General features: G+C 70.3%; 24 protein-coding genes. 19 read left to right on the top strand and 5 right to left on the bottom strand.

Features of this window, described 5'->3' with window-relative positions:
* Positions 1-9 precede the first annotated feature (9 nt).
* The 4 genes from JW792_RS08645 to JW792_RS08630 all read right to left on the bottom strand — a co-directional run bounded on the left by JW792_RS08645 (position 10) and on the right by JW792_RS08630 (position 6,482).
* Positions 10-822 carry a TIGR02186 family protein gene (locus tag JW792_RS08645; protein ID WP_135996103.1) on the bottom strand — a complete coding sequence of 271 codons (813 nt, stop codon included), beginning with the start codon at positions 820-822 and terminating at the stop codon, positions 10-12.
* Positions 822-1,760, bottom strand: coding sequence for a sulfite exporter TauE/SafE family protein (locus tag JW792_RS08640; protein ID WP_135996104.1), 939 nt, complete (start codon positions 1,758-1,760; stop codon positions 822-824). Before JW792_RS08640 ends, JW792_RS08645 begins: the two co-directional genes overlap by 1 nt.
* A gap of 12 nt (positions 1,761-1,772) precedes the next feature.
* A complete protein-coding gene (locus JW792_RS08635) occupies positions 1,773-4,838 on the bottom strand; it encodes an SEL1-like repeat protein (protein ID WP_135996105.1) in 3,066 nt (1,021 codons plus the stop codon).
* A 198-nt stretch (positions 4,839-5,036) separates the two neighbouring features.
* Positions 5,037-6,482, bottom strand: coding sequence for a hypothetical protein (locus JW792_RS08630; RefSeq protein ID WP_135996106.1), 1,446 nt, complete (start codon positions 6,480-6,482; stop codon positions 5,037-5,039).
* Positions 6,483-6,727: 245 nt separating this feature from the next.
* Between JW792_RS08630 and JW792_RS08625 the strand changes: the two genes are divergently transcribed.
* The 19 genes from JW792_RS08625 to JW792_RS08535 all read left to right on the top strand — a co-directional run bounded on the left by JW792_RS08625 (position 6,728) and on the right by JW792_RS08535 (position 25,241).
* Positions 6,728-8,002, top strand: a complete 1,275-nt coding sequence (locus tag JW792_RS08625) for a hemolysin family protein (RefSeq protein ID WP_135996107.1) — start codon at positions 6,728-6,730, stop codon at positions 8,000-8,002.
* A gap of 439 nt (positions 8,003-8,441) precedes the next feature.
* On the top strand, positions 8,442-9,278 hold the full coding sequence (locus tag JW792_RS08620; RefSeq protein ID WP_135996108.1) for a thymidylate synthase: 837 nt from the start codon (positions 8,442-8,444) through the stop codon (positions 9,276-9,278).
* A 3-nt stretch (positions 9,279-9,281) separates the two neighbouring features.
* On the top strand, positions 9,282-9,692 hold the full coding sequence (locus JW792_RS08615; protein WP_135996109.1) for a HEPN domain-containing protein: 411 nt from the start codon (positions 9,282-9,284) through the stop codon (positions 9,690-9,692).
* Positions 9,686-10,207 carry a dihydrofolate reductase gene (locus JW792_RS08610; protein ID WP_420871258.1) on the top strand — a complete coding sequence of 174 codons (522 nt, stop codon included), beginning with the start codon at positions 9,686-9,688 and terminating at the stop codon, positions 10,205-10,207. The genes JW792_RS08615 and JW792_RS08610 overlap by 7 nt, the downstream gene beginning before the upstream one ends.
* Before the next feature lie 112 nt (positions 10,208-10,319).
* Positions 10,320-11,480 carry an FtsH protease activity modulator HflK gene (hflK, locus tag JW792_RS08605; protein ID WP_135996111.1) on the top strand — a complete coding sequence of 387 codons (1,161 nt, stop codon included), beginning with the start codon at positions 10,320-10,322 and terminating at the stop codon, positions 11,478-11,480.
* Entirely contained in the window at positions 11,480-12,367 is an 888-nt protein-coding gene (gene hflC, locus JW792_RS08600) for a protease modulator HflC (RefSeq protein WP_135996112.1), read from the top strand. Before hflK ends, hflC begins: the two co-directional genes overlap by 1 nt.
* A 4-nt stretch (positions 12,368-12,371) precedes the next feature.
* Positions 12,372-12,563: a DUF2065 domain-containing protein gene (locus JW792_RS08595; RefSeq protein ID WP_135996113.1), complete on the top strand. Its 192-nt coding sequence runs from the start codon at positions 12,372-12,374 to the stop codon at positions 12,561-12,563.
* Positions 12,564-12,661: 98 nt separating this feature from the next.
* On the top strand, positions 12,662-14,044 hold the full coding sequence (locus JW792_RS08590; protein ID WP_135996114.1) for a Do family serine endopeptidase: 1,383 nt from the start codon (positions 12,662-12,664) through the stop codon (positions 14,042-14,044).
* Positions 14,045-14,050: 6 nt separating this feature from the next.
* A complete protein-coding gene (gene miaA, locus JW792_RS08585) occupies positions 14,051-14,989 on the top strand; it encodes a tRNA (adenosine(37)-N6)-dimethylallyltransferase MiaA (protein ID WP_135996115.1) in 939 nt (312 codons plus the stop codon).
* Positions 14,986-15,441 carry a Cif family virulence factor gene (locus JW792_RS08580; RefSeq protein WP_135996116.1) on the top strand — a complete coding sequence of 152 codons (456 nt, stop codon included), beginning with the start codon at positions 14,986-14,988 and terminating at the stop codon, positions 15,439-15,441. Before miaA ends, JW792_RS08580 begins: the two co-directional genes overlap by 4 nt.
* Positions 15,438-16,430: a ketol-acid reductoisomerase gene (gene ilvC / locus JW792_RS08575; protein ID WP_135996117.1), complete on the top strand. Its 993-nt coding sequence runs from the start codon at positions 15,438-15,440 to the stop codon at positions 16,428-16,430. Before JW792_RS08580 ends, ilvC begins: the two co-directional genes overlap by 4 nt.
* 97 nt (positions 16,431-16,527) lie before the next feature.
* A complete protein-coding gene (locus JW792_RS08570) occupies positions 16,528-17,109 on the top strand; it encodes an FMN-binding negative transcriptional regulator (protein WP_158291608.1) in 582 nt (193 codons plus the stop codon).
* A gap of 168 nt (positions 17,110-17,277) precedes the next feature.
* A complete protein-coding gene (locus JW792_RS08565) occupies positions 17,278-18,039 on the top strand; it encodes a TVP38/TMEM64 family protein (RefSeq protein ID WP_192900978.1) in 762 nt (253 codons plus the stop codon).
* A 124-nt stretch (positions 18,040-18,163) separates the two neighbouring features.
* Entirely contained in the window at positions 18,164-19,204 is a 1,041-nt protein-coding gene (locus JW792_RS08560; protein WP_135996120.1) for a rod shape-determining protein, read from the top strand.
* 24 nt (positions 19,205-19,228) lie between these two features.
* On the top strand, positions 19,229-20,170 hold the full coding sequence (gene mreC, locus JW792_RS08555; protein ID WP_135996121.1) for a rod shape-determining protein MreC: 942 nt from the start codon (positions 19,229-19,231) through the stop codon (positions 20,168-20,170).
* Complete coding sequence (mreD, locus tag JW792_RS08550) at positions 20,170-20,676, top strand: rod shape-determining protein MreD (RefSeq protein ID WP_135996122.1); 507 nt, start codon at positions 20,170-20,172, stop codon at positions 20,674-20,676. The genes mreC and mreD overlap by 1 nt, the downstream gene beginning before the upstream one ends.
* Before the next feature lie 49 nt (positions 20,677-20,725).
* Positions 20,726-22,591, top strand: coding sequence for a penicillin-binding protein 2 (gene mrdA, locus JW792_RS08545; protein ID WP_135996123.1), 1,866 nt, complete (start codon positions 20,726-20,728; stop codon positions 22,589-22,591).
* Positions 22,592-22,595: 4 nt separating this feature from the next.
* On the top strand, positions 22,596-23,741 hold the full coding sequence (gene rodA / locus JW792_RS08540) for a rod shape-determining protein RodA (RefSeq protein ID WP_135996124.1): 1,146 nt from the start codon (positions 22,596-22,598) through the stop codon (positions 23,739-23,741).
* Between the two features lie 135 nt (positions 23,742-23,876).
* Positions 23,877-25,241, top strand: a complete 1,365-nt coding sequence (locus tag JW792_RS08535) for a sodium-dependent transporter (protein WP_135996125.1) — start codon at positions 23,877-23,879, stop codon at positions 25,239-25,241.
* Between the two features lie 57 nt (positions 25,242-25,298).
* Here JW792_RS08535 and pip read toward each other — a convergent pair whose 3' ends face one another.
* Complete coding sequence (gene pip, locus JW792_RS08530) at positions 25,299-26,273, bottom strand: prolyl aminopeptidase (RefSeq protein WP_135996126.1); 975 nt, start codon at positions 26,271-26,273, stop codon at positions 25,299-25,301.
* Between the last annotated feature and the right edge of the window lie 71 nt (positions 26,274-26,344).

Below are 26,344 nucleotides of genomic sequence, written 5' to 3'. Positions count from 1 at the left end.
CGAGTTCTCCTAGCGTCGGCGGAAGATCTCGGCCGCGCTCCAGCCGGCGACCACGGCCATGATCACCGCCACGAGGCCGTAGGCAAGGGGGCTTTCGTGGGCCATCTCGAACACGGCGCGCTCCAGTCCGGCCTTCTCCACGCGCAGCACGGTGCGCCGCGTCGCGATCGGCTCTCCGCCGCGGAACAGGTAGACATCGGCCTGGTAGGTGCCCACCGGCGTGCGCGGCGGGAGGCGCACCTGCGCACGGAACAGCCCGCCCTCGAGCACCTCCACCCCGTCGGGAGCCTGGTAGTAGAGTCCGTCCTGCGCCTTCAGGCGCACGATCGCCTCGCGATAGTCGACGATCTCGGCGCCCAGCGCATAGACGCGCACGTCGGCGACTCCGAAGCGGGTCTCCAGCCGCTCGGTCTCCGGCGCGGACAGGCGCACGTGCTCGGTGCCGATCGCGTTGCGCCGCAGCGCGGAGAAGGTGGCGAACTCGCTCAAGGGATCGGTGGAGGCGACGGCGTAATAGCCCGGCACGGCCTCGAAGCGGATCGGCGCGCGGTTGATCCAGATGCCGAGCGTCCTGACCTTCTGCATGACGCGCAGGTCGCGCTCCGGGCCGCGCACCACCACCGCGATGTCGTCGCCCTCGGTGAAGCCGCGCACCGCGCCGTAGAGGATCAGCTCCGCCCCGGCGAAGTTGGAGCGGATCTGCACCGTCTCCTCGGTCAGCGCCGCGACGATGTCGGCCTCGGGCGGGGTGCCCTCCGGCGGCACCGCCCAGGACGGCGCGGCGGCGAGCGCGATGGCGAGGAGGGCGAGAGCCGCGCGCATCAGTGCCCCTCTCCTCCCGCCTCGATGATCTCGTAGAGGTCGGCCGGGCGAGCGACGAGGTCGAAGCCGAGCTTGGCGCACACCCCGAGCACCATCAGGGCGAGCGCGGCGCGCAGCTCCTCGGCCCTGACCCGCGTGCCCGCCCGTGCGCCCAGCTGGGCGCCGATCACTCCGCCGACGATCAGCAGGAAGGCGAGCACGATGTCCACGGTCTGGTTCTGCGCGGCCTGCAGGAAGGTCGTCAGCGCGGTGACGAAGAGGATCTGGAACAGCGAGGTCCCGACCACGACATTGGTCGGCATGCGCAGCAGGTAGATCATGGCCGGCACCATGATGAAGCCCCCGCCCACGCCCATGATCGCGGCGAGCGTGCCGACCAGGAAGCCGATCGCGACCGGGGGAATGATGCTCATGTAGAGCCCGGAGACCGGGAAGCGGGTCTTCAAAGGCAGGGCGTCGATCCAGCTCCGCTTGCGCCTCTTGCTCGGCAGGGGCGCGCCGGAACGCGCCGCGATCCCGCGCCGGCGGATCGCCGCGATGCTCTCCACGAACATCAGCGCGCCGATGGCACCGAGAAACCCGACATAGCAGAGCGAGATGACGAGATCGATCTGGCCCTGGCGCTGCAGCAGCGAGAACAGGAACACGCCCGAGGTCGATCCCGCGACGCCGCCCACTAGGAGTACGAGCCCCATCTTCACGTCCAGCGACTTGCGCCGGAAATGGGCGAGCGCGCCGGAGGCCGAGCTCGCCACGATCTGGTTGGCCTCGGTGGACACCGCGACCGCCGGCGGGATGCCGATGAAGATCAGCGTCGGGGTCATCAGGAAGCCGCCGCCGACCCCGAACATGCCCGAAAGGAAGCCGACGCCGACGCCGAGGCCGAGCAGGAGGAAGAGGTTGACCGAGATTTCCGCGATCGGCAGGTAGATCTGCATCGCACCGCCGCCCTACCGGGGGGCTGTCTGTTCGAGGCGGGCGATCAGCGTCGTGTCGACCGCGCCGGTCGGTTCCAGTCCCTGGTCGGTCTGATAGGCCACGATCGCCTCCCGTGTCTGCGGTCCGAAATCGCCGTCGGCCGGGCCGGCATCGTAACCGAGCCCGGCGAGCAATTCCTGAGCGCGTAGCACGAGGGCGGGCCCGGCGTCATCTTGCGCGCCCCATTCGGCGTAGCGCCCCTGGGCTTCGGGGTCGACGGGACGGGGGGTGAAGTTCGCCGCCACGGCCTCCGCGGCGCTGCGCTGTTCCACGCTCAGCTCGCGGCGCAGCTCCTGCGCGCGTCCGGCGGCGGCCTCGTCGCCACCGTTCGCGGCGATCAGGAACCAGGCATAGGCATCGGCCGGGCTCTGCGGCACGCCGTAGCCGGACTGGAACAAGAGGGCGAGGTTGAACTGGCTGTCGCGCACGCCGTGCAGGGCGGCCTGCTCGAACCAGCGCGCGGCCTCCTCCTGGTTTTCCGGCGTCGCTTCGGCGTTGATGTACATGGCGCCGGCCGAGTGCATCGCGCGCACATTGCCGTTCTGCGCCGCGCGCGCCATCCACAGCCGGGCGGTGTCGGCGCTGGCCGGCACGCCTTCGCCGCGCTGGAGCATCTGGGCGTAACGGAACTGCGCGGCCGGGATGCCCTGCTCGGCCGCGCGGCGCATCAGGGCGGCGCCGTCCTCCATCGCGCCGTCCTCGAGGCGCTGCAGGGCGAGCTGGTAGCGCGCGACCGGATCGCCGTTCGCGGCCGCCTCCTCCAGCGTGAGGGGCGCGGCCGCAGCGACCGGCTGCACCCTTGCGGGGGACGCCGCGGCGGTACTTGCTCCGGGCTCGGCGGCAACCGGCTCTGCGGCGGCCTCGACCGGAGTGTCTGCCGCGCTCTGCTCGGCGGGCGCGCTCGCGGCGGGTGCGGCGAGGTCCGCCTCGTTCGCCGCCGGCGGCATCTGCGGCTCGGCGAAGAGGGAGTTCAGCGTCTCCTCCCGGACGCCGGCTTCGCGCTGGCCCGCCGCCCCGCCCGACAGCGTGTCGAGGATGAGCAGGCCCGCGGCCGCGCCGATGATGATGAAGGAGAGCACGCTCGCGCCGATCAGGATCCAGCGTCCGCGCCCCGGACCGGCCTCATCCCGGGGCTCGTAGCGGACATAGTCGCTGCGCGAGCCGCGTCCGGTCTTGGCCGAGCTGCGTGCGGCGTTGAGGAAGTCGGCATCCGCCGTGGCTCCGAGCGCGGCGGCCCGCTTCGCCCTTGGTGCTTCGGATTCCGGCTCGGGGCGCGGCGCGGCGCGCCGGCGCGCCTCGGGCGCGCGCGGTTCGGCCTCGACCACGAAGCCGTCCGGCTCGACGAGCGTCTCGAAGGCGTCCTGCGAGGCCGGGCGGGCATCCACGCCCGGGGGGCTCGGCAACGGCTCGAACGGGTCGGCGGACTTGGCCTCGGGCGCCGCTCCGGTGTCGGCCGGAGCCTCGCCGCCTCCGCGCTTCTCGATGGCTTCGAGCCGGTCGGCGAGCGCGGACATGGCCCGCTGCACCGGAGTGAGCGCATCGGCCTGCTCGCTGCGCGCCGCGTCGAGGCGCGCGTGCAGCTTGCCCATCGCCTCCTCGATGCGCTTGGCGGTGCGCTCCTCCGAGGCGGAGATGCGCGCCTGCAGGTCCTGCTCCGGCGACGGGGTCTTGGCCTGCAGCTTCTCCACCACCTGGGCCATGCGTTCGCCGGCCGCCTGCATCGCCTCGGCGGAGCGGCGCTCGGCCTGCTGGACGCGATCGGCGAGGCTCGTCCCGAGCTTGGCGACTTCCTCGCCCATGCGCTTGACGGCGGCCGAATTCTCCTCGCGCACCTGGGCGAGGCGGGCCTCGATCGCGGCCTGGTCGGCGCTCTGGCGCCGGCCGCGCTCGGCGTCCATCAGCCGGCTTTCCAGGCGCCGGTCGCTCTCGTCGAGGCGGCGCTCCATGGCGCGGGCGAGCTTGCCGATCTGTTCCCCTATGCGCGAGAGCTGATCGCTCTGGCGCTGCTCCGCACTGGCGATGCGCGCTTCGGCCTGCTCCAGCGCCCGGCGAAGCTCGCCCGCATCGCCCTGCTTCGCGGCTTGCTCGATCTGGCGGGCGAAATCGGAGCGCGTGCTGCGGATCACCTCGGCGAGCTCGCCGGCGAGATGGTCGAAGCGGCGCTGGAACTCGCTCTGGCTCAGGCAGTCGCCGGTGCGCGCCTCGATGTCCTTCAGGCGCGCCTCCAGCTTCTCGTGCGAGCGCGAGAGCAGCTCGGCGGCGCGATGGGTCGCGCCCTCCGCGGCGGTCAGGCGCTGCTGCAGTGTGCGGGTGCTTGTCTGCAGCGCCTCCACCTCGCCGGCCGTGCGCGTGTGGCGCTCCTCGACCAGCTCCCTCAGCGCCGCGTCCTCGCCGGCCAGCTTGCGCTCGGTGTCTTCCAGGCGCTGCTGCAGCGATTTGACCGCCTTCTCGCCCGTCTCCCGGCGGCGCTCCTCCTTCAGGGCGAGGCTGTCGAGTTCGCCGCGCACCTCGCGCTCGGTCTCGTAGAGCCGGTTCGCGAACTTGCCGAGCGCGGTCTCCACCGCCTTGATGGCTTCCCCGTTCTGGCCGGGACCGGTGCGCTCCAGCTTGCGGATGCGCTCGAGCAGCTCGTCCTGCGCCGCGCGGCTGCGGGCGAGCGCGGATTCTACGCTCTCGCTGTCCTCCTCGCGCTCTTCCTCCAGCGCCTCGAGCCGGCGCGACAGGCCCAGTACCGACTGGTCGACGCCCGACAGGGCCAGCGAGGCGCGCCGCTCGGCCGCCTCCAGCCGCTCGGTCAGGCGCGAGACGATCTCCTGCAGCGCGCCATCCTCGTCGTCGCCGCCCCCGCCATTGCCGAAGCCGGGAAAGTCCGACAGCCGGTCGTCCCAGCCCGTACCGCTGCTGCCATCGTCTTCCAGGATCACCTTGTTGAGCCACTCGCCGAGCGTCAGCCCCTCCCGGCGCGCCGCCGACTTGGCCAGCGCGCGGGCGCGAGGGTCGATGCCCTTTACGCTCCAGGGATTGCCGCTCGGTGGCATGTGACGAATCGACTCCAGCTCCAGCGCCAGCGTAACGAAGCCGTAAATATTGTGTAAACGCTCCGGGCAGCTACTAGATGTGGAATATCCACAGCTATTAACCGCCGGACATTCCGGCTCTGGTTACGTGTTAACGCTTATGAGCGGGTGCTGCGGTTAAGGCCGGGTAAAGCGTATTAACCGGTCCTAAGGCGCGGTTCACGATTGGCTGCGCGGGAAGAAGCCCGGCGCAAGCTGTTCGATTCCTTCCTCGATCACAAGGCTCTGCTCCAGGAGCGCTGTCGCCTCGCGCCCCGGCAATGCGTGGCCAAGCTCGAACAGGGCGAAGGCTGCCTGCGGCGAGCCCGCCGCGAGATGGCGCCGGCCCAGATGCCAGTAGGCGTCCGGCGCGTACGGGTCGAGCGCGAGCGCCTCGGCCAGCAGGCGCACCGGGGCGAGCCCCTCGTGCGCGGCGAGGCCCTGCGGCCCCCAGGCGACGAGTTCGTTGGCCACGATGGTGCGCGCCGCCGCGCCGGCCCGGTCCTCGCGCCCGATGAAGGGCAGGAGCTGTTCGACCGTCTCGCCATGATTGCCCGCCTGCAGCGCGGCGAGCGCCTCGACGACGCGTTCCAGCCCCGCATCGCCGATCCCCTCGCGCGCCAGTTCCGGTGCGCTCGTGCAGGCCAGGCGCGCACTGCCCACCGTCTCGGTGGGGCAGGGGCCGAAATGATGGGTCTCGCGCACCGCCAGCAGCATGGCCCCGGCAAGGTCGCCGTCCTCGCGCGCCGCCTCGATCCACGCCATGAAGTCGAGCGGGCCGGGCGCGGGCGGGGCCTCGGGCTGGAACAGGGCGAGCGCGGCCGGCCCGGCGATCTCGTTCAGGAAGGGCGCCTCGGGCAGGCCAGGTTGCGCGCCCTCGGGGAAAATCGCCGGCTCGGCATCGAAGCCCGCCCCGGTCACCGTCCAGGTTTCGCGCCGGCCCTGCGGACTTTCCGGGCTGTAGATGAGGAAGCTCAGCGCGCAGGGCGCCTGCCCGCGCGCGGCGAGCGCTTCGCCGATCCCGGGGTGGAGCGGCAGGATGCGCCGCAGCCCCGCGATCAGCGCCGCTTCGTGCGCCGCATCCAGCGTCGCGCCGTAGCACTCCCCGAACCCGGCGCGCGCGACGACCTCTCCCTCGCGCCGCACGGTCAGGCCGGTCTCGTCCTCAGTGATCTCCAGCAGCGCCTCGTGGGCGGAAACGCCCATCGCGGCTTCCAGCCAGAAGCGGTGGAAGCGCGCCCCGCCGAATTCGATGAGGTTCGCCTCCCCGGCGTCGGAGAGCTGGACATAGATATCCAGATTGCGCCGCGCGGCGGCATGGGTCGCGCTGTTCACGAAGCGCTCCTCGCCGATCTCCACGGTCCGCGCCTGTGCGAAATCGTAGAGCGTCGCGGTGTCCCCGGTCCCGTCGAGCACCCAGTCCTCGCCGGCCAGCATGACCCGCTCGCCGGTCCGCGCCTGCCCGCCCGCGAGCGGCTCGCGCTCCACGCGCCACACGATCTCGGCCGCCGCGCCGAACCCGCCGCGCGCGTCCTCGTAGCCGGCCGCATCGAGATGCGGGCCCATCTGCGCCTGCGCGAGGCCGGGCAGAGCGAGGCCGAGGGCGAGGGCGGCAAGGGGTCGCATGGGGCTATCCTTCTCGGGCGTGCGGAGCCCCGCGAGGGGAGCGGAGGAATGGGGCGCGGTCAAGGCGGGGGCGCGGGCGGGGATACGGCTTCGCCTCCGGGCCGCACGCCGGCGCGGGCGGCGCAGAACCGGTCCGCACCGCCATGGCCCGCCATGGCGCCGGAGTGCTAGGCTGGCTCGCGCAAAGCCCGTTCGCACGCCGCAGCACCCGCTGCGGTTCGCGCCCTCATCGCACGAGACCCGCCTTGCTGATCGAGATCCTCATCGTCCTGGTCCTCATCGTGATCAACGGCCTGTTCGCCATGTCCGAGCTCGCCGTGGTCTCCGCGCGCCCGGCGCGCCTGAAGCTGATGGCCGAGCGCGGCAATGCGGGCGCGCGGCGCGCCCTCGACCTCGCCTCGGATTCGGGCCGCTTCCTGTCGAGCGTCCAGATCGGGATCACCCTGGTCGGCGTGCTGTCGGGCGCGTTTTCCGGCGCCACGCTGGGCGTGCGCCTCGCCGGCGCGCTCGCCGGGCTCGGCGTGGCGCCGATCGCCGCGCAGTCGATCGGCGTGGGCGGCGTCGTCCTGGTGATCACCTATCTCTCCCTCATCGTCGGGGAGCTGGTTCCCAAGCAGATCGCGCTGCGCTCGCCCGAGGCGGTCGCCGCACGCGTCGCCGGTCCCATGCACGCGGTCTCGCGCGCGGCGGCCCCGCTGGTCTGGATTCTCGACCGCTCGGGACGGCTGGTCCTGCGCCTTCTCGGCCAGGCGCCGCGCAGGGAGCGCGGACCGAGCGATGAGGAGATCCGGCTGATGATCCGCGAGGCGCGCGATCTCGGCGCCATGGCGGCGCAGGAAAGCGAGATGATCGCGAGCGTCATGCGCCTAGCCGATCGCAATGCGCGCGGGCTCATGACGCCGCGCAGCGATGTCGACCTCGTCGATCTGGCCGAACCGGCCGGGAAGCTGCTCGAGCAGATGCGCACGAGCCGGCGCTCGCGCCTGCCGGTGCGCGACGGCGGGGAGGACGCGATCACCGGCGTGGTGCGGGTGCGCGACGTGCTCGCGGCCGGTTTCGACCCGGCGCGCGGCGATCTGCGCGACTTCGTCCTGCCCGCGCAGATCGTCCAGGACAGCATGCCGGCGCTCGACGTGATCGAGCGTCTGCGCGGAGCGGCGCCCCACATGCTGCTCGTCTTCGACGAGTACGGCCATTTCGAGGGCCTGATCACGCCGATGGACATTCTCTCCGGCATCGCCGGCGAGTTCGAGGACAGCCAGGCCGAGCCGAAGATGACGCGGCGCAGGGACGGCAGCTGGCTCGTTGCCGGCTGGATGCCGGTCGACGAGTTCGCCGACGCCTTCTCGCTGCAGCTGCCCGGGACGCGCGATTACGAGACCGTCGCCGGCCTCGCCCTGTCCGCCTTCGGCCATTTCCCGGCCGTCGGCGACGAGGTCACCATCGAGGGCGTGCGCATCGAGGTCGTCGACCTCGACGGCCGCCGCATCGACAAGCTTCTGGTGCAGCGCGCGGGGTGAGGGCCTCGTGGATGTCCGCCGAAGAATCCGCCCGCGCTCCACTCCCCGCCTGCCGCCTCTCGCCTACAATAACCCCTCCACCCACCCCGCCGCCGCGCCTGCCCGCGCCGCGAAAAACGGAGGAGGCGGCTCTCGCCCATGCGCCGGTTTTCGGCATCGGACTCCAGCGACTCTCACCGCGCCTTCTTGGCGCCATGCGGGTTCGGGGCGGGCGGTAGTCGTTGTAGGAGTCGCATTTCCCGCTATCCCCGCCGGGGACAGGTTCCCGCCGGCTCCGGCGGGGCCCGGCCGGCTGCGCACGCCCGCCGCGCACGCCTCGCGCCCGCCGCCGCGTCCTGTTATCCACGGGCTTCTGGCGCTGCGGGGCTTGCCGGCGCGTCCTTCACAGGGCCGAATCGGGCAAGCTTTGCCGCTGTGCGCCGCGCAAAGGGAGAGACCGATGGCTCTGGCCGAATCCTTCACCGCCCCCGGCTCGACGATCGAGACGGCCTATCTCGACCTGTTGCGCGATATCCTGAAGAACGGCACCGAAACCGCCGACCGCACTGGTACCGGCACGCGCTCGGTCTTCGGCCGTCAGATCCGCGCCGACCTGGCCGAGGGCTTTCCGCTGCTGACCACCAAGAAGGTGCATTTCAAGTCGGTGGCCGTGGAGCTTCTCTGGTTCGTGAAGGGGCTCACGAACGTGAAGTGGCTCAACGAACGCGGGGTGACGATCTGGGACGAGTGGGCCGACGAGCACGGCGAGCTGGGGCCGGTCTACGGCAAGCAATGGCGCCGCTGGGTGACGCCGCAGGGCGAGGAGATCGACCAGCTCGCTCAGGTGGTCGAGCAGATCAGAACCAATCCGCAGTCGCGCCGGCTCATCGTCTCGGCCTGGAACCCGGCCGACGTGCCCTCCATGGCCCTGCCGCCCTGCCACACCCTGTTCCAGTTCTACGTCGCGGACGGCAAGCTCAGCCTGCAGCTCTACCAGCGCAGCGCGGACATGTTCCTGGGCGTGCCGTTCAACATCGCGAGCTATGCCCTGCTGCTGGCCATGGTGGCCCAGGTGACGGGCTACGAGCCGGGCGAGTTCGTCCACACCTTCGGGGACGCGCATATCTATTCCAACCACATGGACCAGGTGGCCGAGCAGCTCTCGCGGGAACCGCGGCGCCTGCCGTGGCTTCGTCTCAACCCGCAGATCACCGATCTCTTCGCCTTCGAGTACGAGGACATCCAGCTCGAGGGCTACGACCCGCATCCGCGCATCGCCGCCCCCGTTGCCGTGTAGTCGATGACCACCAAGTCCGAATTCGAGAAGCTCGCCGAGTTCAACCTCGCCGATGCCGAGCTCCTCATGGAGCGCGAGCGCTTCACCAGCGCCTACCAGCTCGCGGGCTTCGCCGCCGAGTGCGCGCTGAAGGCCATCGTGGTCAGGCAGTTCAAGGCGGAGAAGCTGCCGAACCTCTTCCTGGTGGAGAAGGCCTACACCCACGATCTCGAACAGCTCATGGCGCTTGCGGGGCTCGAAGACAGCCTGTCGAAGCGCAAGTCGGACAAGGGCTTCGCCAGGCGCTGGGCGATCGTGAAGAACTGGAACGAGGAAGGGCGCTACACCATCATCTCGGCCGAAGAGGCGCGCGACTATGTCGAGGCGCTGTCCGGCGATGACGGCGTGATGGCCTGGATCAGGGGGCATTGGTGAGCCGCGCGGTCAAACTCGTCCATGTCGTCGCGCGCGGCCGCAACGGCGTCATCGGCCGCGAGGGCGACCTGCCCTGGAAGCTGAGATCGGACCTGAAGCGCTTCAGGCAGATCACGATGGGAAAGCCCGTCGTGATGGGCCGCAGGACCTGGGAGAGCCTGCCGCGAAAGCCGCTGCCCGGACGGCCCAATATCGTCGTGTCCACCACGCTGGCCGATGCCGAGGGGGCCGAGGTGTTCGACGATCCCTGGCATGCGCTGGAGGCCGCGCGCGCCGCGGCGATCCAGGCCGGGGTGGACGAGGTCTGCATCATCGGCGGGGCGCAGCTCTACGCGCTGACGCTGGAGCGCGCCGACCGGCTCTATCTCACCGAGGTCGATCTCGCGCCGCAGGGCTCGGCGGTCTATCCCGATATCGACGAGAGCGCGTGGCGCGAGGTGCATCGCGAGCGCCACGAACCCGGCGAGGGCGACGACGCGGCGTTCACCCTGCGCGTGCTCGACCGGATGCGCTGAGACCGCGCGCCGCAGCGCACGCGGCCGGTTTTACTTGAACCGGAACGGCTCTGCGTCCACATACACGGGTCACTGTCACACTTCGATTGCACGACTTCAGCGGGGAGCAGCAATGCCCTGGAACGATAATGCCGGTGGCGGCGGCGGAGGCCCTTGGGGCTCCGGCGGCGGCCGCAAGGACGACAACAACCCCTGGGGGCGCGGCCCCGGCGGCGGGCGCGGACGCGGTCCGGGCGGCGAGCCGGACCTCGAGGATCTGATCCGCAACCTGCAGGACCGGCTGCGCGGCCTGTTCGGCGGCGGCAAGGGCAAGGGCGGCAAGGGCGGCGGCATCGGGATCGGCGTCATCGCCGCAGGCCTGCTCGCGGTCTGGGTGGGTGCCACAGGCTGGTACATCGTGGCCCCGAACGAGGCCGGCGTCGTGCTGCGCTTCGGCGAGTACGACCGCACGACCACGCCGGGCTTCAAGCTGAAGCTGCCCTATCCGATCGAGCAGGTCCGCCTGCCCGAGGTGACCACCACCCAGTCGGTCCAGATCGGATCCGACCAGCGCGGCGTCACCATGCTGACCGAGGACGAGAATATCGTCGATCTCGGCTTCACCGTGCAGTGGCGCGTGAAGTACGGGCCGGACTTCCCCGACGGGGTGCGCAACTATCTGTTCAATGTGCGCGATGTCGACGGCGCGGTGCGCGCGGTCGCCGAAAGCGCGATGCGCGAGGTCGTCGGCACCACCGCGCTCGAACCGATCATCACGCAAGGCCGCGTCGAGGTCTCCCAGCGCACCCGCCAGCTCATGCAGGAAGTGCTCGACGAGTACGAGGCGGGCGTCCAGATCCTGAACGTCAACCTGCAGCGCGCCCAGGCGCCCGAGCAGGTGATCGACGCGTTCCGCGACGTCGACGCCGCCGCCCAGGACGCCGAGCGCATGCGCCTCGAGGCCACGGCCTACGCCAACTCGGTCATCCCGCAGGCGCGCGGCGAGGCAGCCCGCCTCATCCAGAGCGCCCAGGGCTACCGGGAGTCGGTGATCGCCGAGGCCCAGGGCCAGGCCGACCGCTTCGTCGCGATCTACCAGGAATACGCCCAGGCGCCCGAAGTCACGCGCCGGCGCATGTATCTGGAGACGATGGAGCGCGTGCTCGGCGGTTCGGAGCTGATCATCCTCGACCAGCAGGGCGGGGCGGTACCCTACCTGCCCCTCGACCGGCTCGGGCGCGATCGCGTCTTGCCGGACCAGACCACCAGCGGTTCTAACACGGGAGGCCGCTAATGCGCGTTATCGGCGGAATACTAGTCGTCATCATCATCGCCGGCGTGATCGCGGCCTTCACCGCGACCTTCACGGTCAGCGAGACCCAGCAGGCCCTCGTGCTGCGCGTGGGCGAGCCGATCGACGCGGTCAACGAGCCCGGCGATCCCGATCCGGGCCTGCACTTCAAGGCGCCCTTCGTGGACGAGGTCGTCTTCATCGAGAAGCGCAATCTCGAATTCGACATGGCGCCGGAGGAAATCCAGGCCGCCGACCAGGAGCGCCTGGTGGTGGACTCCTTCCTGCGCTACCGCATCGTCGATCCGCTGCGCTTCTTCCAGACCGTGCGTACCGAGGAGGGCGCGCGTGAGCGCCTGCGCTCGATCATGGACGACTCGCTGCGCGGCGTGATCGCCTCGATCCCGTCCAACGAGGTCATCTCCGGCCGGCGCGCCGAGCTGATGGAGCGGGTGCAGAACGCGGTCGAGGCCCAGGTCGCCAACCAGCAGCTCGGCATCGAGGTCGTCGACGTGCGCATCCTCAGAGCCGACCTGCCCCAGCAGATCGCCGACCGGGTGTTCGAGCGCATGCGTTCCGAACGCCAGCAGGAGGCCGCGCGCATCCGCGCCGAGGGCGAGCAGGCCGCCCAGGAGATCCGCGCCAACGCCGATCGCCAGGCGACCATCATCCGCGCCGAGGCGCGCGCCGAGGCCGAGCGCACGCGAGGCGAGGGCGATGCCCGGCGCAACGCGATCTACGCCGAGGCCTACGGCCGGGACACGGAGTTCTTCCAGTTCTACCGTTCCATGCTGGCCTACGAATCGGCGGTGCGTCAGGGCACGCCGATCGTGATCCCGCCCGATTCGGAGTTCTTCGAGTATTTCCGCAGCGAGCGCGGCGGGAACTAGCTCCGTGGCCGGCTGGCTCCTCGCCGGCTTCGGGATCGCACTGGTCCTGGAAGGCCTTGCCTATGCCGCGGCGCCGGGCTTTATGAAGCGCGTCGCCGCGGCGATCGGCCTCGCCGATCCCGGCCAGCTGCGGATCGCCGGCCTCCTGGCCGTCGCGATCGGGGTCGGTGTCGTGGCGCTCGCCCGCCAGCTGTGACGCGCCTCACCGATTTGTAACCCCGCCTCCCTTGCGGCCTGCGGGGGGCGGGGATACACCCGACAGCACGTCCACCCTGACCCGCGAGGGAGCCGTCCATGCGCGCCCTGTTCGCCCTGATCGTCATGATCGCCTGCGCTGCCGGCGCGAACGCCCAGCCGCGCGAAGGCTTCGCCGAGCTCGCCGAGGCGCTCTCGCCCTCGGTGGTCAACATCTCCGCGGTCCAGCGCATGACCGAGGACGAGGCGCTGCCGACCTTCCCGCCGGGTTCGCCGCTGGAACGCTTCAACGATCTGCTCGGCGACGGGCCGCGCATCGCCAACTCTCTGGGTTCCGGCTTCGTGATCGACGCCGACGGCATCGTGGTCACGAACAACCACGTCATCGACGAGGCCGACGAGGTCGAGGTCACCTTCCCGGACGGGCGCACCTTCCCGGCGGAGATCGTCGGGCGCGATCCCGCGACCGATCTCGCCGTGCTGCGCATCGAGGCCGACGAGACCTTCCAGGCCGTGCCCTGGGGCGACAGCGACGCGGCCCGGGTCGGCGACTGGGTCGTCGCGATCGGCAATCCGTTCGGCTTCGGCGGTTCGCTGACCGCCGGCGTGATCAGCGCGCGCGGGCGCGAGATCGGCGGCCGGTACGACGACTATCTGCAGACCGACGTCGCCATCAACCAGGGCAATTCCGGCGGGCCTCTGTTCAACATGGACGGCGAGGTCGTCGGAGTGAACACGGCGATCTTCACCCCCACCGGCGCCAGTGTCGGCATCAGCTTCTCCATCCCCTCCAACATCGCCGTGACGGTCGTCGACCAGCTTCTGGAATACGGCGAGACGCGGCGCGGCTGGGTCGGCATCAATGTCCAGCCCGTCACCTCCGACATGGCGCGCGCGCTCGGCCTTCCCGGCCCCCGCGGCGCGATCGTCAGCCGGGTGGAGGAGGGCGGTCCGGCCGAGGCGGGCGGCCTGCGCCCCGGCGACGTCATCCTCGCCTTCAACGGCGTGCCCGTGCCGGACGACCGGCGCCTGCCCCGCATCGTGGCGGAGACCTCGATCGGCACGCGCGCCGATGTCGACATCCTGCGCCGCGGCGAGGCGATGACGCTGGAGGTCGAGGTCGAGCGCCTCGAGGAAACGCCGCCCCAGGGCACCATGGTGACCGGCGGGCCGATGACGAGCGAGCGCAGCGAGGGCAGCCTGTTCGGGCTGAACCTCACCCCGCTGACCCAGGCGCTGCGCCGGCGCTACGACGTGCATCCCGATGCCGAAGGCCTCCTGGTCACCGGCGTCGATCCGGCGAGCGATGCGGTCGGCAAGGTGCGCGAGGGCGACGTCATCGAGGAGATCGCCTGGACGCCGGTCGATGACGTGGTCGAGGCCCGCGAGATCGCGACAGCCGCATGGCAGGAGTCCGGCGAACCGGTGCTCTTCACGATCAACCGGGACGGCCAGTTCCTCTTCCAGGCCCTGAGCCCGTAACCCCGCGTGGCCGGCGCGCCGGACATCCTCTTCCTCGCCGGCCCGACCGCCTCGGGCAAGACCGCGCTCAGCCTGCACGCCGCGCGCGCGCTCGGGGCCGAGATCGTCAACGCCGATTCCATGCAGGTCTACGACCGGCTCTGCATCCTCTCCGCGCGGCCCACCCCGCAGGAGATGGAGGATGTGCCCCATCACCTTTTCGGGGTGATCGATCCGGCCACGCGCTGTTCGGTCGGAGAGTGGGCGCGGCTGGCGCTGGAGGTCCTCGCCGGCCTGCGCGCACGCGGCCGGCGCGCCGTTTTCGTCGGCGGGACGGGCCTCTATTTCAAGGCGCTGACACAGGGGCTGGCGCCGGCGCCCGAGATTCCGCCCGCGATCCGCGAGGCGGTGCGCCGCGATCTCGAGGCGGGCGGGCTCGAGGCCCTGCGCGCCGAGGCGCAGCGCCACGATCCCGTCGGCACGGCGGCAATCGAGCCCGGCGACCGCCAGCGCCTGCAGCGCATCGTCGAGATCGGCCGGGCCACCGGGCGCGCCCTCTCCGAGCTTCACGCGGCGACCGAACCCCTGATCGATCCGCAAAGCTGGCGCGGCATCGTCATATCGCCCCCGCGCGAGGCGCTCTACGAGCGCATCGAGAGACGCTTCGACCGGATGATGGAGGCCGGCGCTCTCGACGAGGCGCGCGCGATCGCCGCGCTCGGCCTCGACCCGGACCTGCCTGCGATGAAGGCGGTCGGCCTGCCTCCGCTGCTTGCCCACCTGAAGGGCGAGATATCCCTCGACGAGGCCGTGGAGATCGCCAAGCGCGACACGCGCCGCTACGCCAAGCGCCAGTTCACCTGGTTCTCCAACCAGCATCCCGCCTGGCCGAGGATCGAAGGGCTTGACCCGGCGGCCCAGCGCGCCGAGCTTTCCGCCCATCTCATCCGGGAGTTCAAAGCATGATCACGTTTCTTGCCGTCGCTCTTGCGGCCTGTCCCGCCGAAGCGCCCGAGGCCGCGCTCGCTTCGATGATGCAGGCCGACCGCGACTTCGCCGCGCTCGCGGCCGAGGTCGGCGTCGCCGAGGCATTCGCGGAATATGCCGCACACGATGCCCGGCTCATCGCGTCCGGTACCGAGCCGGTCGGTCCCGAAGACATCGCCGCCTCGCGCGCCGGCCTGGAGGGCGCTTCCCTGCGCTGGGCGCCGCGCGGAGGCTATGTCGACGAGAACGGCTCGTTCGGCTCGACCTTCGGCTCCTGGGCGCTCTATCCCGAGGCCGGTGGCGCGCTCTCCGCGACCGGGGACTACATCACCGTCTGGCGCAAGGATGCAGACTGCACGTGGCGCTACGTGCTCGATGGCGGCAGCGTCGATCCCGAACCCGTGCTCGATCCCGTGCTGACACAGGAATGACGCAGCCCCTCTACGAAGCCGATATCGATCTCGGCCCGCTAAGGACGCGTACCCTCGCGATCGTCGGCTACGGCAATCACGGCCGTTCGCACGCCCTCAATCTGCGCGACCAGGGGGTGAAGGGCGTGCTGGTCGCGCTGCGGGAGGGCTCGCCCTCCAAGGCCAAGGCCGAGGCCGACGGCTTCGAGGTCGTCGCCATCGAGGAGGCGGCGCGCCGCGCCGATGCGCTGTCCCTGCTGGCCGCCGACGAGGCGCACGGCCAGATCTGGGACGATCATGTCGCAGGCCACAGAAAGCCCGGCCAGGCGCTGATCCTGTGTCACGGCTTCTCCGTCGAGTACGGCCTCATCGATCCGCCGGACGATTGCGACACCGTGCTCGCCGCCGCCAAGGGGCCGGGCGGGGCGGTGCGGTCCAGCTTCGAGAAGGGCGGCGGGCTCGTCGGTTTCTGGGCCGTCCACAAGGACGCCTCCGGCGAGGCCGGGGCGCTCGCCAGGGCCTATCTGGCCGGCATCGGCTGCGGCCGGGCGGGCATCTTCGAATCGAGCTTCCGCGAGGAGGCGCTCGCCGACATTCTCGGCGAGCAGGCCGTGCTCGTCGGGGGCATGTGCGCGCTCGCGCGTACCGGCTTCGAGACCCTGGTGGAGGCCGGAATCTCCCCGCGCATGGCCTATATCGATACCGTGCACGAGCTGAAATACATCGCCGATCTGATCCACGAGCGCGGCATCGCGGGCATGTACGAAGCCATATCGGACACCGCCGAGTTCGGGTCGCACGAGGTGGAAGGCCCGATCTCGCATGCCGTGCGCCCGGTCTTCCAGTCCATCGTCAGGGACGTGACCTCCGGCGATTTCGCGAAGCGCTGGGTCGCCGACTACGACCGCGGCCGCGCCGGGCTGAAAGCCGCGCGCGCCAAGGCCGCCGGGCACGCGCTGGAGGCGGCGGGCAGGGAGCTGCGAGGGCTGCTGGGCAAGGGCCGAACCTAGCCAGCCTGCCGTGAACATTCACTTCGGCCGCGGGGACATCATGGGCTATCCACCAGACTGGCGTGTCGGCGCCGATCCCGAAGCTGCCGCGGCGCTGATGCGCGACTATCCCTTTGCGCACCTGATTACGGCCCATCGCGGCCTGCGGAGCACGCGCATCCCGTTGATCGCGGACTTGGAGGACGGCCGCCCCAAACGGCTGCGCGGCCATCTCAACGCGCAGAACCCGCAAACGCGGGGACTGGACGGCCGACAGGCGCTCGTCACCTTCGACGGGCCGGCAAGCTATGTCTCGCCCAACTGGCGCACGGATCTTTCCCGGGCGGGCACCTATGACTACGAGCAGGTGCAGGTTCGCGGCACCGTGAAACTCGTCGCCGACATCGCCTTCTTCCGCCGGCTGATCGATGATCTCGCGGCCATGATCGAGCCCCAGTACGCGGAAGTCGGCGATTACCCGGTCTGGCAGACGGCGATGTCGCCGCCCGGATATATCGAGCGCCTGTTTCCCGCCATCACCGCGTTCGAAGTGGAGGTGGAATCCGTCGAGATGATCTCGAAACTGCACCAGGCCTTCTCCGAGGCGGACCGGCGCAGCATCAGCAACCATCTGGCCCGCTCCCGTCGAGAGGACGCGCGCGCGATCGCCGCGAGGATACGCGCGCAGCTCGACGGGTGAACGCTCCGGCCGGACTCCGCCGGAAACGGCCGGCAGCGAGCCCGGCACCCCGGCTGCGCGCGTGAAGCTGTGTGGAGGGTTTTTGACAATCGGCCCCCGATCGCGTGTTAGTCCGGCACGCAGCGTGCGAGCCCGGTCCCGCTTGTCCCGGAAACAGTCATCGGTCCCATGAATTCCATTCTCCAGTTCTTCATGCGCATGGATGCGCGCGCGACGCGCGCGGTGTGGATCTCGCTCCTCCTGTTCGCCCTGGTCGCCGCGGTCTTCCTCGTCGGCAAGTTCGTGCTCGATCTCGAGCCGGGCGCGGTCGGGGAGTGGTTCGAGCACGCCGCCGAGGAGTGGTATGCGGTGCCCGCGACCATCCTCACCTTCACCGTGCTCGCCTTCCTAGGCTTTCCCCAGTTCGGCCTGATCGGGGCGGCGGTATTCGCCTTCGGACCCGTCGAGGGCTTCGCCTATTCCTGGATCGCGACCATGGTGTCGGGCACGCTGAACTTCTATCTCGCCCGGCTGATGGGCGCGGACATGGTGCGGCGCTATGGCGGCTCGACGGTGAACCGCATCTCCGACTTCGTCGGGCGCAACGGCTTCTGGGCGAGCTTCATCGTGCGCATCGTGCCCTCCGCCCCGTTCATCGTGGTCAACATGGCCGCGGGAATCTCGCGCATGAGCTATCTGGCCTTCGCCAGCGGCATGGGGCTCGGCATCATCCCGAAGACGGCGCTGATCGCGTTTGCCGGCGGCACGCTGATGGCGCTGTTCGCCGGGGGCGGGCCGGTCGCGATCATCGCCCTCGTGCTGGCGGCCGCGGCCTGGATCGGCTTCATGCTGCTGGCGCGGCGCTGGCTGCGGTCGACCCCGATCGGGGAGCAGGCGGCGAGCCTGAAGGGTACCGGCGACGAGGCCGAGGACAGCCGCAAGCAGGGCTGAGTCCGCACGACGCAGCGCGCTTGCATTCGCGCGCGATGCATCGCACAAGAAGAAAACGCCGGTGCTGTGTCTATCGGGTCGCAGTGCCGCTCGCGCGCCCCAAATTGCTGACACCGGTTAAACAATGTTCTCAAGCCTGTTCGGCCTTCTCTCCGCGGATATCGCGATCGATCTCGGTACCGCGAACACGCTCGTCTATGTGCGTGGGCGCGGCGTCGTGCTCAACGAGCCCTCGGTCGTCGCCTACAAGATCGAGAAGGGGCGCAAGCACGTCCAGGCGGTCGGCGCGGAAGCCAAGCTCATGCTCGGCAAGACGCCCGGAAACGTGGAAGCCATCCGCCCGATGCGCGACGGTGTGATCGCCGATTTCGACGTCGCCGAGGAGATGATCGCCCACTTCATCCGCAAGGTTCACAACCGGCGCTCCTTCGTCAGCCCGCAGGTCGTGATCTGCGTGCCGTCGGGCGCCACGGCGGTGGAACGCCGCGCGATCCACGAGAGCGCGCTCGGCGCGGGCGCGCGCAAGGTCTATCTCATCGACGAGCCGATGGCCGCCGCCGTCGGCGCTGGCCTGCCCATCGACGAGCCGACCGGCTCGATGATCGTCGATATCGGCGGCGGCACGACCGAAGTGGCCGTCATGAGCCTGTCCGGCATCGTCTATTCGCGCTCGGTGCGCGTGGGCGGCGACAAGATGGACGAGGCCGTCATCAACTACATCCGCCGCTCGGCGAACCTCCTGATCGGCGAGACCTCGGCCGAACGCATCAAGAAGGAGATCGGCTCGGCGACCCCGCCGCCCAAGGGCGAGGGGCTCAGCCTCGAGATCAAGGGGCGCGACCTGATGAACGGCGTGCCGCGCGAGATCGTCGTCACCGAGGCGATGATCGCCGATGCGCTCTCCGAACCGGTCGAGCAGATCGTCGAGGCCGTCAAGCAGGCGCTCGAGGCCACGCCGCCGGAGCTTGCGGCGGACATCGTCGACAAGGGTATCGTGCTGACCGGGGGCGGTGCGCTCCTGCGCAATCTCGACACCGAGCTGCGCGACCGGACCGGCCTGCCGGTGAGCCTCGCCGACGAGCCGCTCTCGTGCGTCGTGCTCGGCTGCGGCAAGGCGGTGGAAAACCTGCGGCTGTGGCGGCCGATCCTCTCCGAGGCCGTGTAAGCCGCGCAAGGGAGGACTTCTGGCGTGGCGCAATGGCGTTCCTCGCGGCGCGACAATGAAGACGGTGTGCGCTTCCCGCCCGCCCTGACGATCTTCCTCGTCCTCGTGTCCTGCGTCCTTGTCGCCTTCGACCGCCCGCAGAGCCGGCCCGAAGTGCTCTCCGACGTGCGTGCCGCGTTCAACGACGCGGCCATGCCGCTGCTCGAGGCCGCCGCGTGGCCGATCCGCGGCGTGCGCAACATGGGCCCCTGGTGGCGGCGCCAGTTCGAGCTTGCCGAGGAGAACCGCGAGCTGCGCGAGGAACTCGCCGAGCTCAGGGCCTGGCGCGACGTCGCCCTGTCGCTGCGCGACCGGGTGCGCGTCTACGAGCAGGCACTCAATCTCGAGACCCCCGCCGCGCGCGAGCGGATCACCGCCTGGGCGGTTGCCGAGCGCGCCGGTCCCTTCGTGCGTTCGCGCCTGCTCGGCGTCGGGCGCGAGGACGGGGTGGAGGCCGGCTATCCGGTGGTCAATATCTACGGCCTCGTGGGGCGCACGGTCGATGTCGGGCGGCGCTCCTCGCGCGTGCTCCTTCTCACCGACCTGAACAGCCGCGTCGCGGTGATGGCCGACCGCTCGAATGCGCGCGCCATGCTGACCGGCGACAACACCGACTTTCCGCGCCTGGACTATCTCGGCAGCCATCCCGACATCCAGGAGGGCGATCGCATCGTCACCTCCGGCGACGACAACGTGCTGCCGCGCGGCCTGCCCGTGGGCGAGGCGGTGCGCGACCGGCACGGGCAGTGGCGCGTCGCGCTCTATTCAGACGCCGCTCCGATCGATCTCGTCTGGATCTGGCCCTTCGATCCGGTGGATCCGCCCGAGGACGAGCCTCCGCTGCTCGTACCGCCGGCCGGGGACAGGCCGGTCGCCGCGAGCGCGCCGGGCCTCGAAGGGACCGCCGCAGGCGGGGAGGAGGGCTGATGCGCGCCCCGCTCGAACGCCGCTCGGCCTGGCCGACCGTGGTGGCCATGACGCTCACCCTGCTGGCGAGCCTGCTGATCCATGCCGCGCCGACGCGCCTGCCGACGGGGGCGGACATCCTGCCGCTCCTGCCGCTCATCACGCTGTTCATCTGGGCGGTGCGCCGCCCGCGCTACGTCTCGCCGCTTCTGATCTTCGCCGTCGGCCTGCTGCAGGACCTCCTGATCGGCGGGCCCATGGGGGTGTGGGCGCTGTCCTACCTCGTCGCCTTCGCCATCGCGCGTCCGCGCGAGGAGGAGGGCGGGGGCGAGCTCGGGCCGATGTCGCTGCGCTTCGCCGTGCTGACCCTGATCGCGCTGACGCTCGCCTGGGGGGCGGGCTCGGTCGCGCTCGGCCAGCCGGCGGCGACCGCGGACCTCGTGACGGAAGGCATCCTGACGATCATACTGTTCCCCGGTTTCGCCTTCCTCTTTGCGAGGAAGAAGGAACGCACCACCTTCTCTTAAGGGGACGCCCCCTAAGTTCGACGCCGCCCGGGCGAGACCAGAGACGCGCATGAAACGCGACAAGCAGGAAAGCCAGGCCCAGTTCAACCGGCGCGCGGTGCTGCTCGCCGGGCTGGGCGGTGCTGCGTTCGCGGGTCTCGGCGCGCGGCTCTACTCGCTGCAGGTCCATCACCAGGACCGCTACCGGGTGATGGCCGAGGACAACCAGTTCAACTTCCGCCTCCAGACCCCGGCGCGCGGGCGCATCCTCGACCGCTTCGGCGAACCGATCGCCGACAACCGGGAGAGCTACCGCATCGTGCTCATCCCCGAGCAGGCCGGTGACGCGCGCGCCGCGCTCGACCGGCTCGCCGAGTTCATGGACCTCAGCGAGGAGCGCCGCGAGCGCATCCTCGCCGAGATCGCGCGCAGCCCGCGCTTCCAGCCCGTCGAGGTGGCCGAGGATCTCGACTGGGAGACCTTCTCGCGCGTCAATCTCTTCCTGCCCGACCTGCCGGGGATCACGCCCGATGTCGGGGAGGTGCGCACCTATCCGTATCCGCAGGCCTTCGCCCATGTCGCCGGCTATGTCCAGGCCGCGTCCGAGGAGGCGGCGGGAGACGATCCGCTGCTCCTCCATCCCGGCTTCCGCATCGGCCGGGCCGGGGTCGAGGCGGCGATGGACGAACGCCTGCGCGGCGCGGCCGGCCAGCTCAAGGTCGAGGTCAACGCCTATGGCCGGGTGATCCGCGAGTTGCCCGAGCAGTCCAATCCGGCCGTGCGCGGGCAGGATGTGACCCTGTCCATCGACGCGAGCGCCCAGCGCTTCGGCACGGAACGCCTGGCCGGAGAGAGCGCCGCGGCGGTCACGCTCGACATCGCCAGCGGGGAGATCCTGTCGCTGGTCTCCACGCCGAGCTTCGATCCGAACCTCTTCGTCACGGGCATCGCGGCGGACGATTTCCGGGCCCTGAACGAGAACGAGTACCGCCCCCTCTTCAACAAGGCGACGACCGGGCTTTACGCGCCGGCCTCCACCATCAAGGGGATGATGGCCCTCGCCGCCCTCGAGGCCGGGGTGATGGAGCCGGGCGAGCGCGTCTACTGCCGCGGCCACACCGAACTCGGCAATCGCCGCTTCCACTGCTGGCGGCGCGAGGGCCACGGCTCGGTCGACCTGCACGAGGGCATCAAGACCTCCTGCGACATCTATTTCTACGAGGTGGCCGAACGCCTCGGCATCGAGCGCATCCACGCGATGGCGACGCGCATGGGACTCGGCCAGCTCTACGATATCGGCATGCACATCCCCGCGCGCGCCGACGGCCTCGTCCCCACCCCGCAATGGAAGCGCGCGCGCCGCGGCCAGCCCTGGACCACGGGGGACACCTACAATGTCGGCATCGGCCAGGGCGACATGCTCGCCTCGCCGCTCCAGCTCGCGGTGATGACCGCGCGCCTGGCTTCGGGGCGCGAGGTGACGCCGACGCTGCTGCGGCGCGGGGCTACCGATTTCGCGAGCCTCGGCCTCGATCCCGAGCACCAGGAACGCGTCCACCGGGCGATGCGCGCTGTGGTGCACGAGCCGGGCGGCACGTCCTACTGGACGCTGCAGGGGCTCGGCGTGGAAGGCGTGGAGATGGCCGGCAAGACCGGCACCGCCCAGGTCTATTCGATCACCGCCGCCGAGCGCGCCGAAGGCCTGCGCGAGCAGGACGACCTTCCCTGGCGGCTTCGCAATCACGGCCTCTTCATCGGCTATGCCCCCGCCATCGACCCGCAATACGCCGTCGCCGTCGTCGTCGAGCACGGCGGGGGCGGTTCGCGCGCGGCCGCGCGCCCGGCGCGCGACATGCTGAAGGACCTGATCGAGCGCGATCCGGCCGGCCGCCTGCCGCGGGTGGTGGCCGCTGCCGGCACGCCGGGGGAAGGCTGAGGCGATGGCCGTCTTCACCCAGACCGTCCCGCGGGACCTGCGCGGCAAGCTCTACGAGATCAACTGGGCCTTCGTGCTCCTGGTCCTGCTCGTCGGCCTCATCGGGACCGGCATGCTCTACTCGGTCGCCGGCGGCGACTGGCAGCCCTGGGCGGTGCGCCACGCCGGCCGCTTTGCCGCCGGTTTCGCGGTCATGCTGATCGCGGCCCTGTTCCCGCCGCGCTTCTGGATGGGCCTTGCCTATCCCGCCTATCTGGGCGCACTCGTCCTGCTCGTCGGCGTCGAGCTGATGGGCGTGACCGTCATGGGCGCGCAGCGCTGGATCGAGCTCGGGCCGCTGCGCATGCAGCCCTCCGAAGTCATGAAGATCGCGCTCGTGCTGGCGCTCGCGCGCTATTATCACGACCTGCCGCAGGAGAAGGTCTCCTCGCTCGGCGGGCTGCTGATCCCCGCCGGCATGATCGGCGCACCCGTGCTGCTGATCCTGAACCAGCCCGATCTCGGCACCGCCGTGCTGGTCGGCGCGACCGGGGCGGCGATCGTCTTCATGGCGGGTCTGTCCTGGCGCATCATCGTGGGCGCCGGGGTGGCCGCCGCGATCGCGCTGCCGCTCGCCATCCGTTACGGGCTGGAGGACTACCAGCGCGAGCGCATCGCCACCTTCCTCAATCCGGAGGCCGATCCGCTGGGTGCGGGCTACAACATCATCCAGTCCAAGATCGCGCTCGGCTCGGGCGGGTTCACCGGCAAGGGCTTCATGCAGGGCACGCAGAGTCAGCTGAACTACCTGCCAGAGCACCAGACCGACTTCATCTTCACCACCCTCGGCGAGGAGTGGGGCTTTGTGGGCGGGATCTTCGTGATGGCGCTCTATGCCCTCTTGCTCGCAAACTGCATCGCGGTGGCGATGAGCTGCCGCTCGGCCTTCCTGCGTCTCGTGGTGATGGGGATCACCACCACGCTCGCCCTCTATGTCTTCATCAACATCGCCATGGTGATGGGCGTCGTCCCGGTGGTCGGCGTGCCGCTGCCGATGATCTCCTACGGCGGCACGGTGATGCTGGCCGTGCTGTTCGGCCTCGGGCTCATCCTCGGCGCTCACGTCCATCGCGGTGCCGAGCCTCCCAAGGGCGCCGGCCTGTTCGGCTGAGCCGGATTTCGCGCATGATGCCTGCTTGACCCGCGGGGCGGAGCCGATAGTGTTCCGCGCCAATCCGCCGCATGGCGGCATTCCGGGACACATCAAGGCCGGCGCGAGTCCGGCCGCTTGCGGGGAGAGACACACATGGCGGGGTTCGGCGGTTCGGCTTCGAGCGGCACCTGGGGTACGCGCTTCGGCTTCCTCATGGCCGCGATCGGCTCCTCGGTGGGCCTCGGCAATTTCTGGCGCTTTCCCTATACCGCCGGGGAGAACGGCGGCGCGGCCTTCGTGCTGATCTATCTCGTCTGCGTCGTGCTGATCGCCTTCCCGATCCTCATCGCCGAACTCAGCGTCGGCCGCCACGCGCGCCGCTCCGCGGTCGGCTCTGTGCGCAAGATGGCCTTCGATGCGGGCTCGTCCGAGATGTGGTCCATCGCGGGCTGGGTCGGCATGGCCGGCGGGGTGATGATCCTGTGCTTCTACTCGGTCGTGGCCGGCTGGGTCGCGGCCTATGTGTGGAAGATGTTCACCGGCTCGCTCGTCGGGGCCGACGCGCAGACCGTCTCCGACGCCTTCTCCGCCCTGCTCGCCGACACCGGCGCGGTGATCGGCTGGCACTCCCTGTTCATGGTGGTCACGATCGGCATCGTCAGCCTCGGCGTCACCAAGGGCATCGAGAAGGCGGTGACCATCCTGATGCCGCTCTTCTTCCTGATGCTCGTGGGCATGGTCGTCTATGCCGGCATCGCCGGGGACATGGGCGCGGCGGTGACCTATCTCTTCGCGGTCGATTTCTCCGAGGTGACGCCCGCCACCGTGCTCGCCGCGCTCGGCCAGGCCTTCTTCTCCATCGGGGTCGGCTCGGCGATTATGATCACCTACGGCTCCTACCTGCCGAAATCCGACAACCTGCCCCAGTCCGCGACCATCATCGCCGGGGCGGACACGATGGTCGCGATCATCGCGGGCCTGGCGATCTTCCCCTTCGTCTTCGCCTTCACCGCGCTCGATCCCAATGCCGGCCCGGCGCTGTTCTTCCAGGCCCTGCCGGCCGCCTTCGCCCAGATGCCGGGCGGGCAGTATGTCGGCGCGGCCTTCTTCGCGCTCGCCTTCATCGCCGCCCTGACGAGCTCGATCTCGCTGCTGCAGGTGATCGTCGCCTTCGGCGAGGAGCACACCGATTTCGGCAAGCTCGGTTCGGCGCTGTTCTTCGGCGCCATCATCTGGCTCGTCGGCGTGGGTGCGGCCTATTCGGGCGACTTCTTCGACCTGCTCGACCTCATCTCCGGCCGCATCCTCCTGCCGCTGGGCGGCCTCCTGATCGCGGTGTTCACCGGCTGGGTGGTCTCGCGCGCCCTGATGCAGAAGGAACTGCCCCAGGCCGGCCAGGCGATGTTCAACTACTGGCGCTTCGCCATCCGCTATCCGGTGCCGATCGCGGTCGCCGCGATCATCGTCGCCGGGCTCGCCACGACCTTCGGCGTCGACCTGCCCTTCATCGGGGGGTAGGGGCTGCGAGCCCTGTCCGGACAGGAGAACCCTCCGCGGTCCGCCGCGGAGGGTTTTCTATTCCAGCCGATCGGCAAACCGGTCCGTCGCGCGCACCAGCCCGTCGATGATGCCGGGCTCTCCTGCGGCGTGGCCGGCATCGGGGATCATCTCCAGCTGCGCGCCGCGCCAGGCGCGCGCCAGCTCCCAGGCGGTGCGCGGCGGGGTCACCATGTCGTAGCGGCCCTGCACGATGACGCCGGGGATGTCCTTCAGGTGCGCGGTGTCCTCGAGCAGCACGCCCTCGCGCTCGAGGAAGCCGCCATGCAGGAAGTAATGGCTCTCGATGCGCGCGATGGCGTCGGCGCGGCGCGGATCGGGCGGGGTCAGCTCGCTGGTGTGCGACAGGGAGATGAGCGCGCTCTCCCAGGCCGCCCAGGCGAGCGCGTCGTCGCGCCGGGCATGCACGTCCTCGATCGCGAGGCGCGCGTGGTAGGCGGCGACCACGTCGCCGCGCTCGGCCGGCTTCAGCCGGCCCGCGAAACGCTCCCACAGATCGGGGAAGAGATGGTTGGCGCCGTCGCGGTAGAACCAGTCCATCTCGCGCTGCGTGCAGGCGAAGACCCCGCGCAGCACGAGGCCCAGCACCCGGTCGGCGTGGGCGCGCGCATAGGCGAGCGCGAGCGTGGCGCCCCAGCTGCCGCCGAACACCAGCCAGCGCTCGATGCGCAGCGCCTCGCGCAGGCGCTCGATGTCCGCCACGAGGTCGGGCGTGGTGTTGTGGGCGAGGCTCGAGAACGGCCGCGAACGCCCGCAGCCGCGCTGGTCGAAGATGACGATGCGGTAGCGCATCGGGTCGAAGAAGCGGCGCATGGCCGGAGAGGCGCCCCCGCCCGGCCCGCCGTGCAGGGCGACGACCGGAACCCCGTCCGGCCTGCCGCATTCCTCGTAATAGAGGGTATGCCCGTCCCCGACGGCCAGCATCCCGGTACGGAAGGGCTCGATGTGCGGGTAAAGACCGACCCGGTTCTGGCTGCGGCGCTGTGCGTCCATAAATTGATTCAGCAAGCTGTCATTTAGGCCTTGGTTAATCGGTACATTATGCGTTTTTATAGAGCAGCGAA

It is taken from the genome of Marinicauda algicola (assembly GCF_017161425.1).
GTDB lineage: Bacteria > Pseudomonadota > Alphaproteobacteria > Caulobacterales > Maricaulaceae > Marinicauda > Marinicauda algicola.
This window is presented reverse-complemented; position numbering and strand designations above follow the sequence as displayed.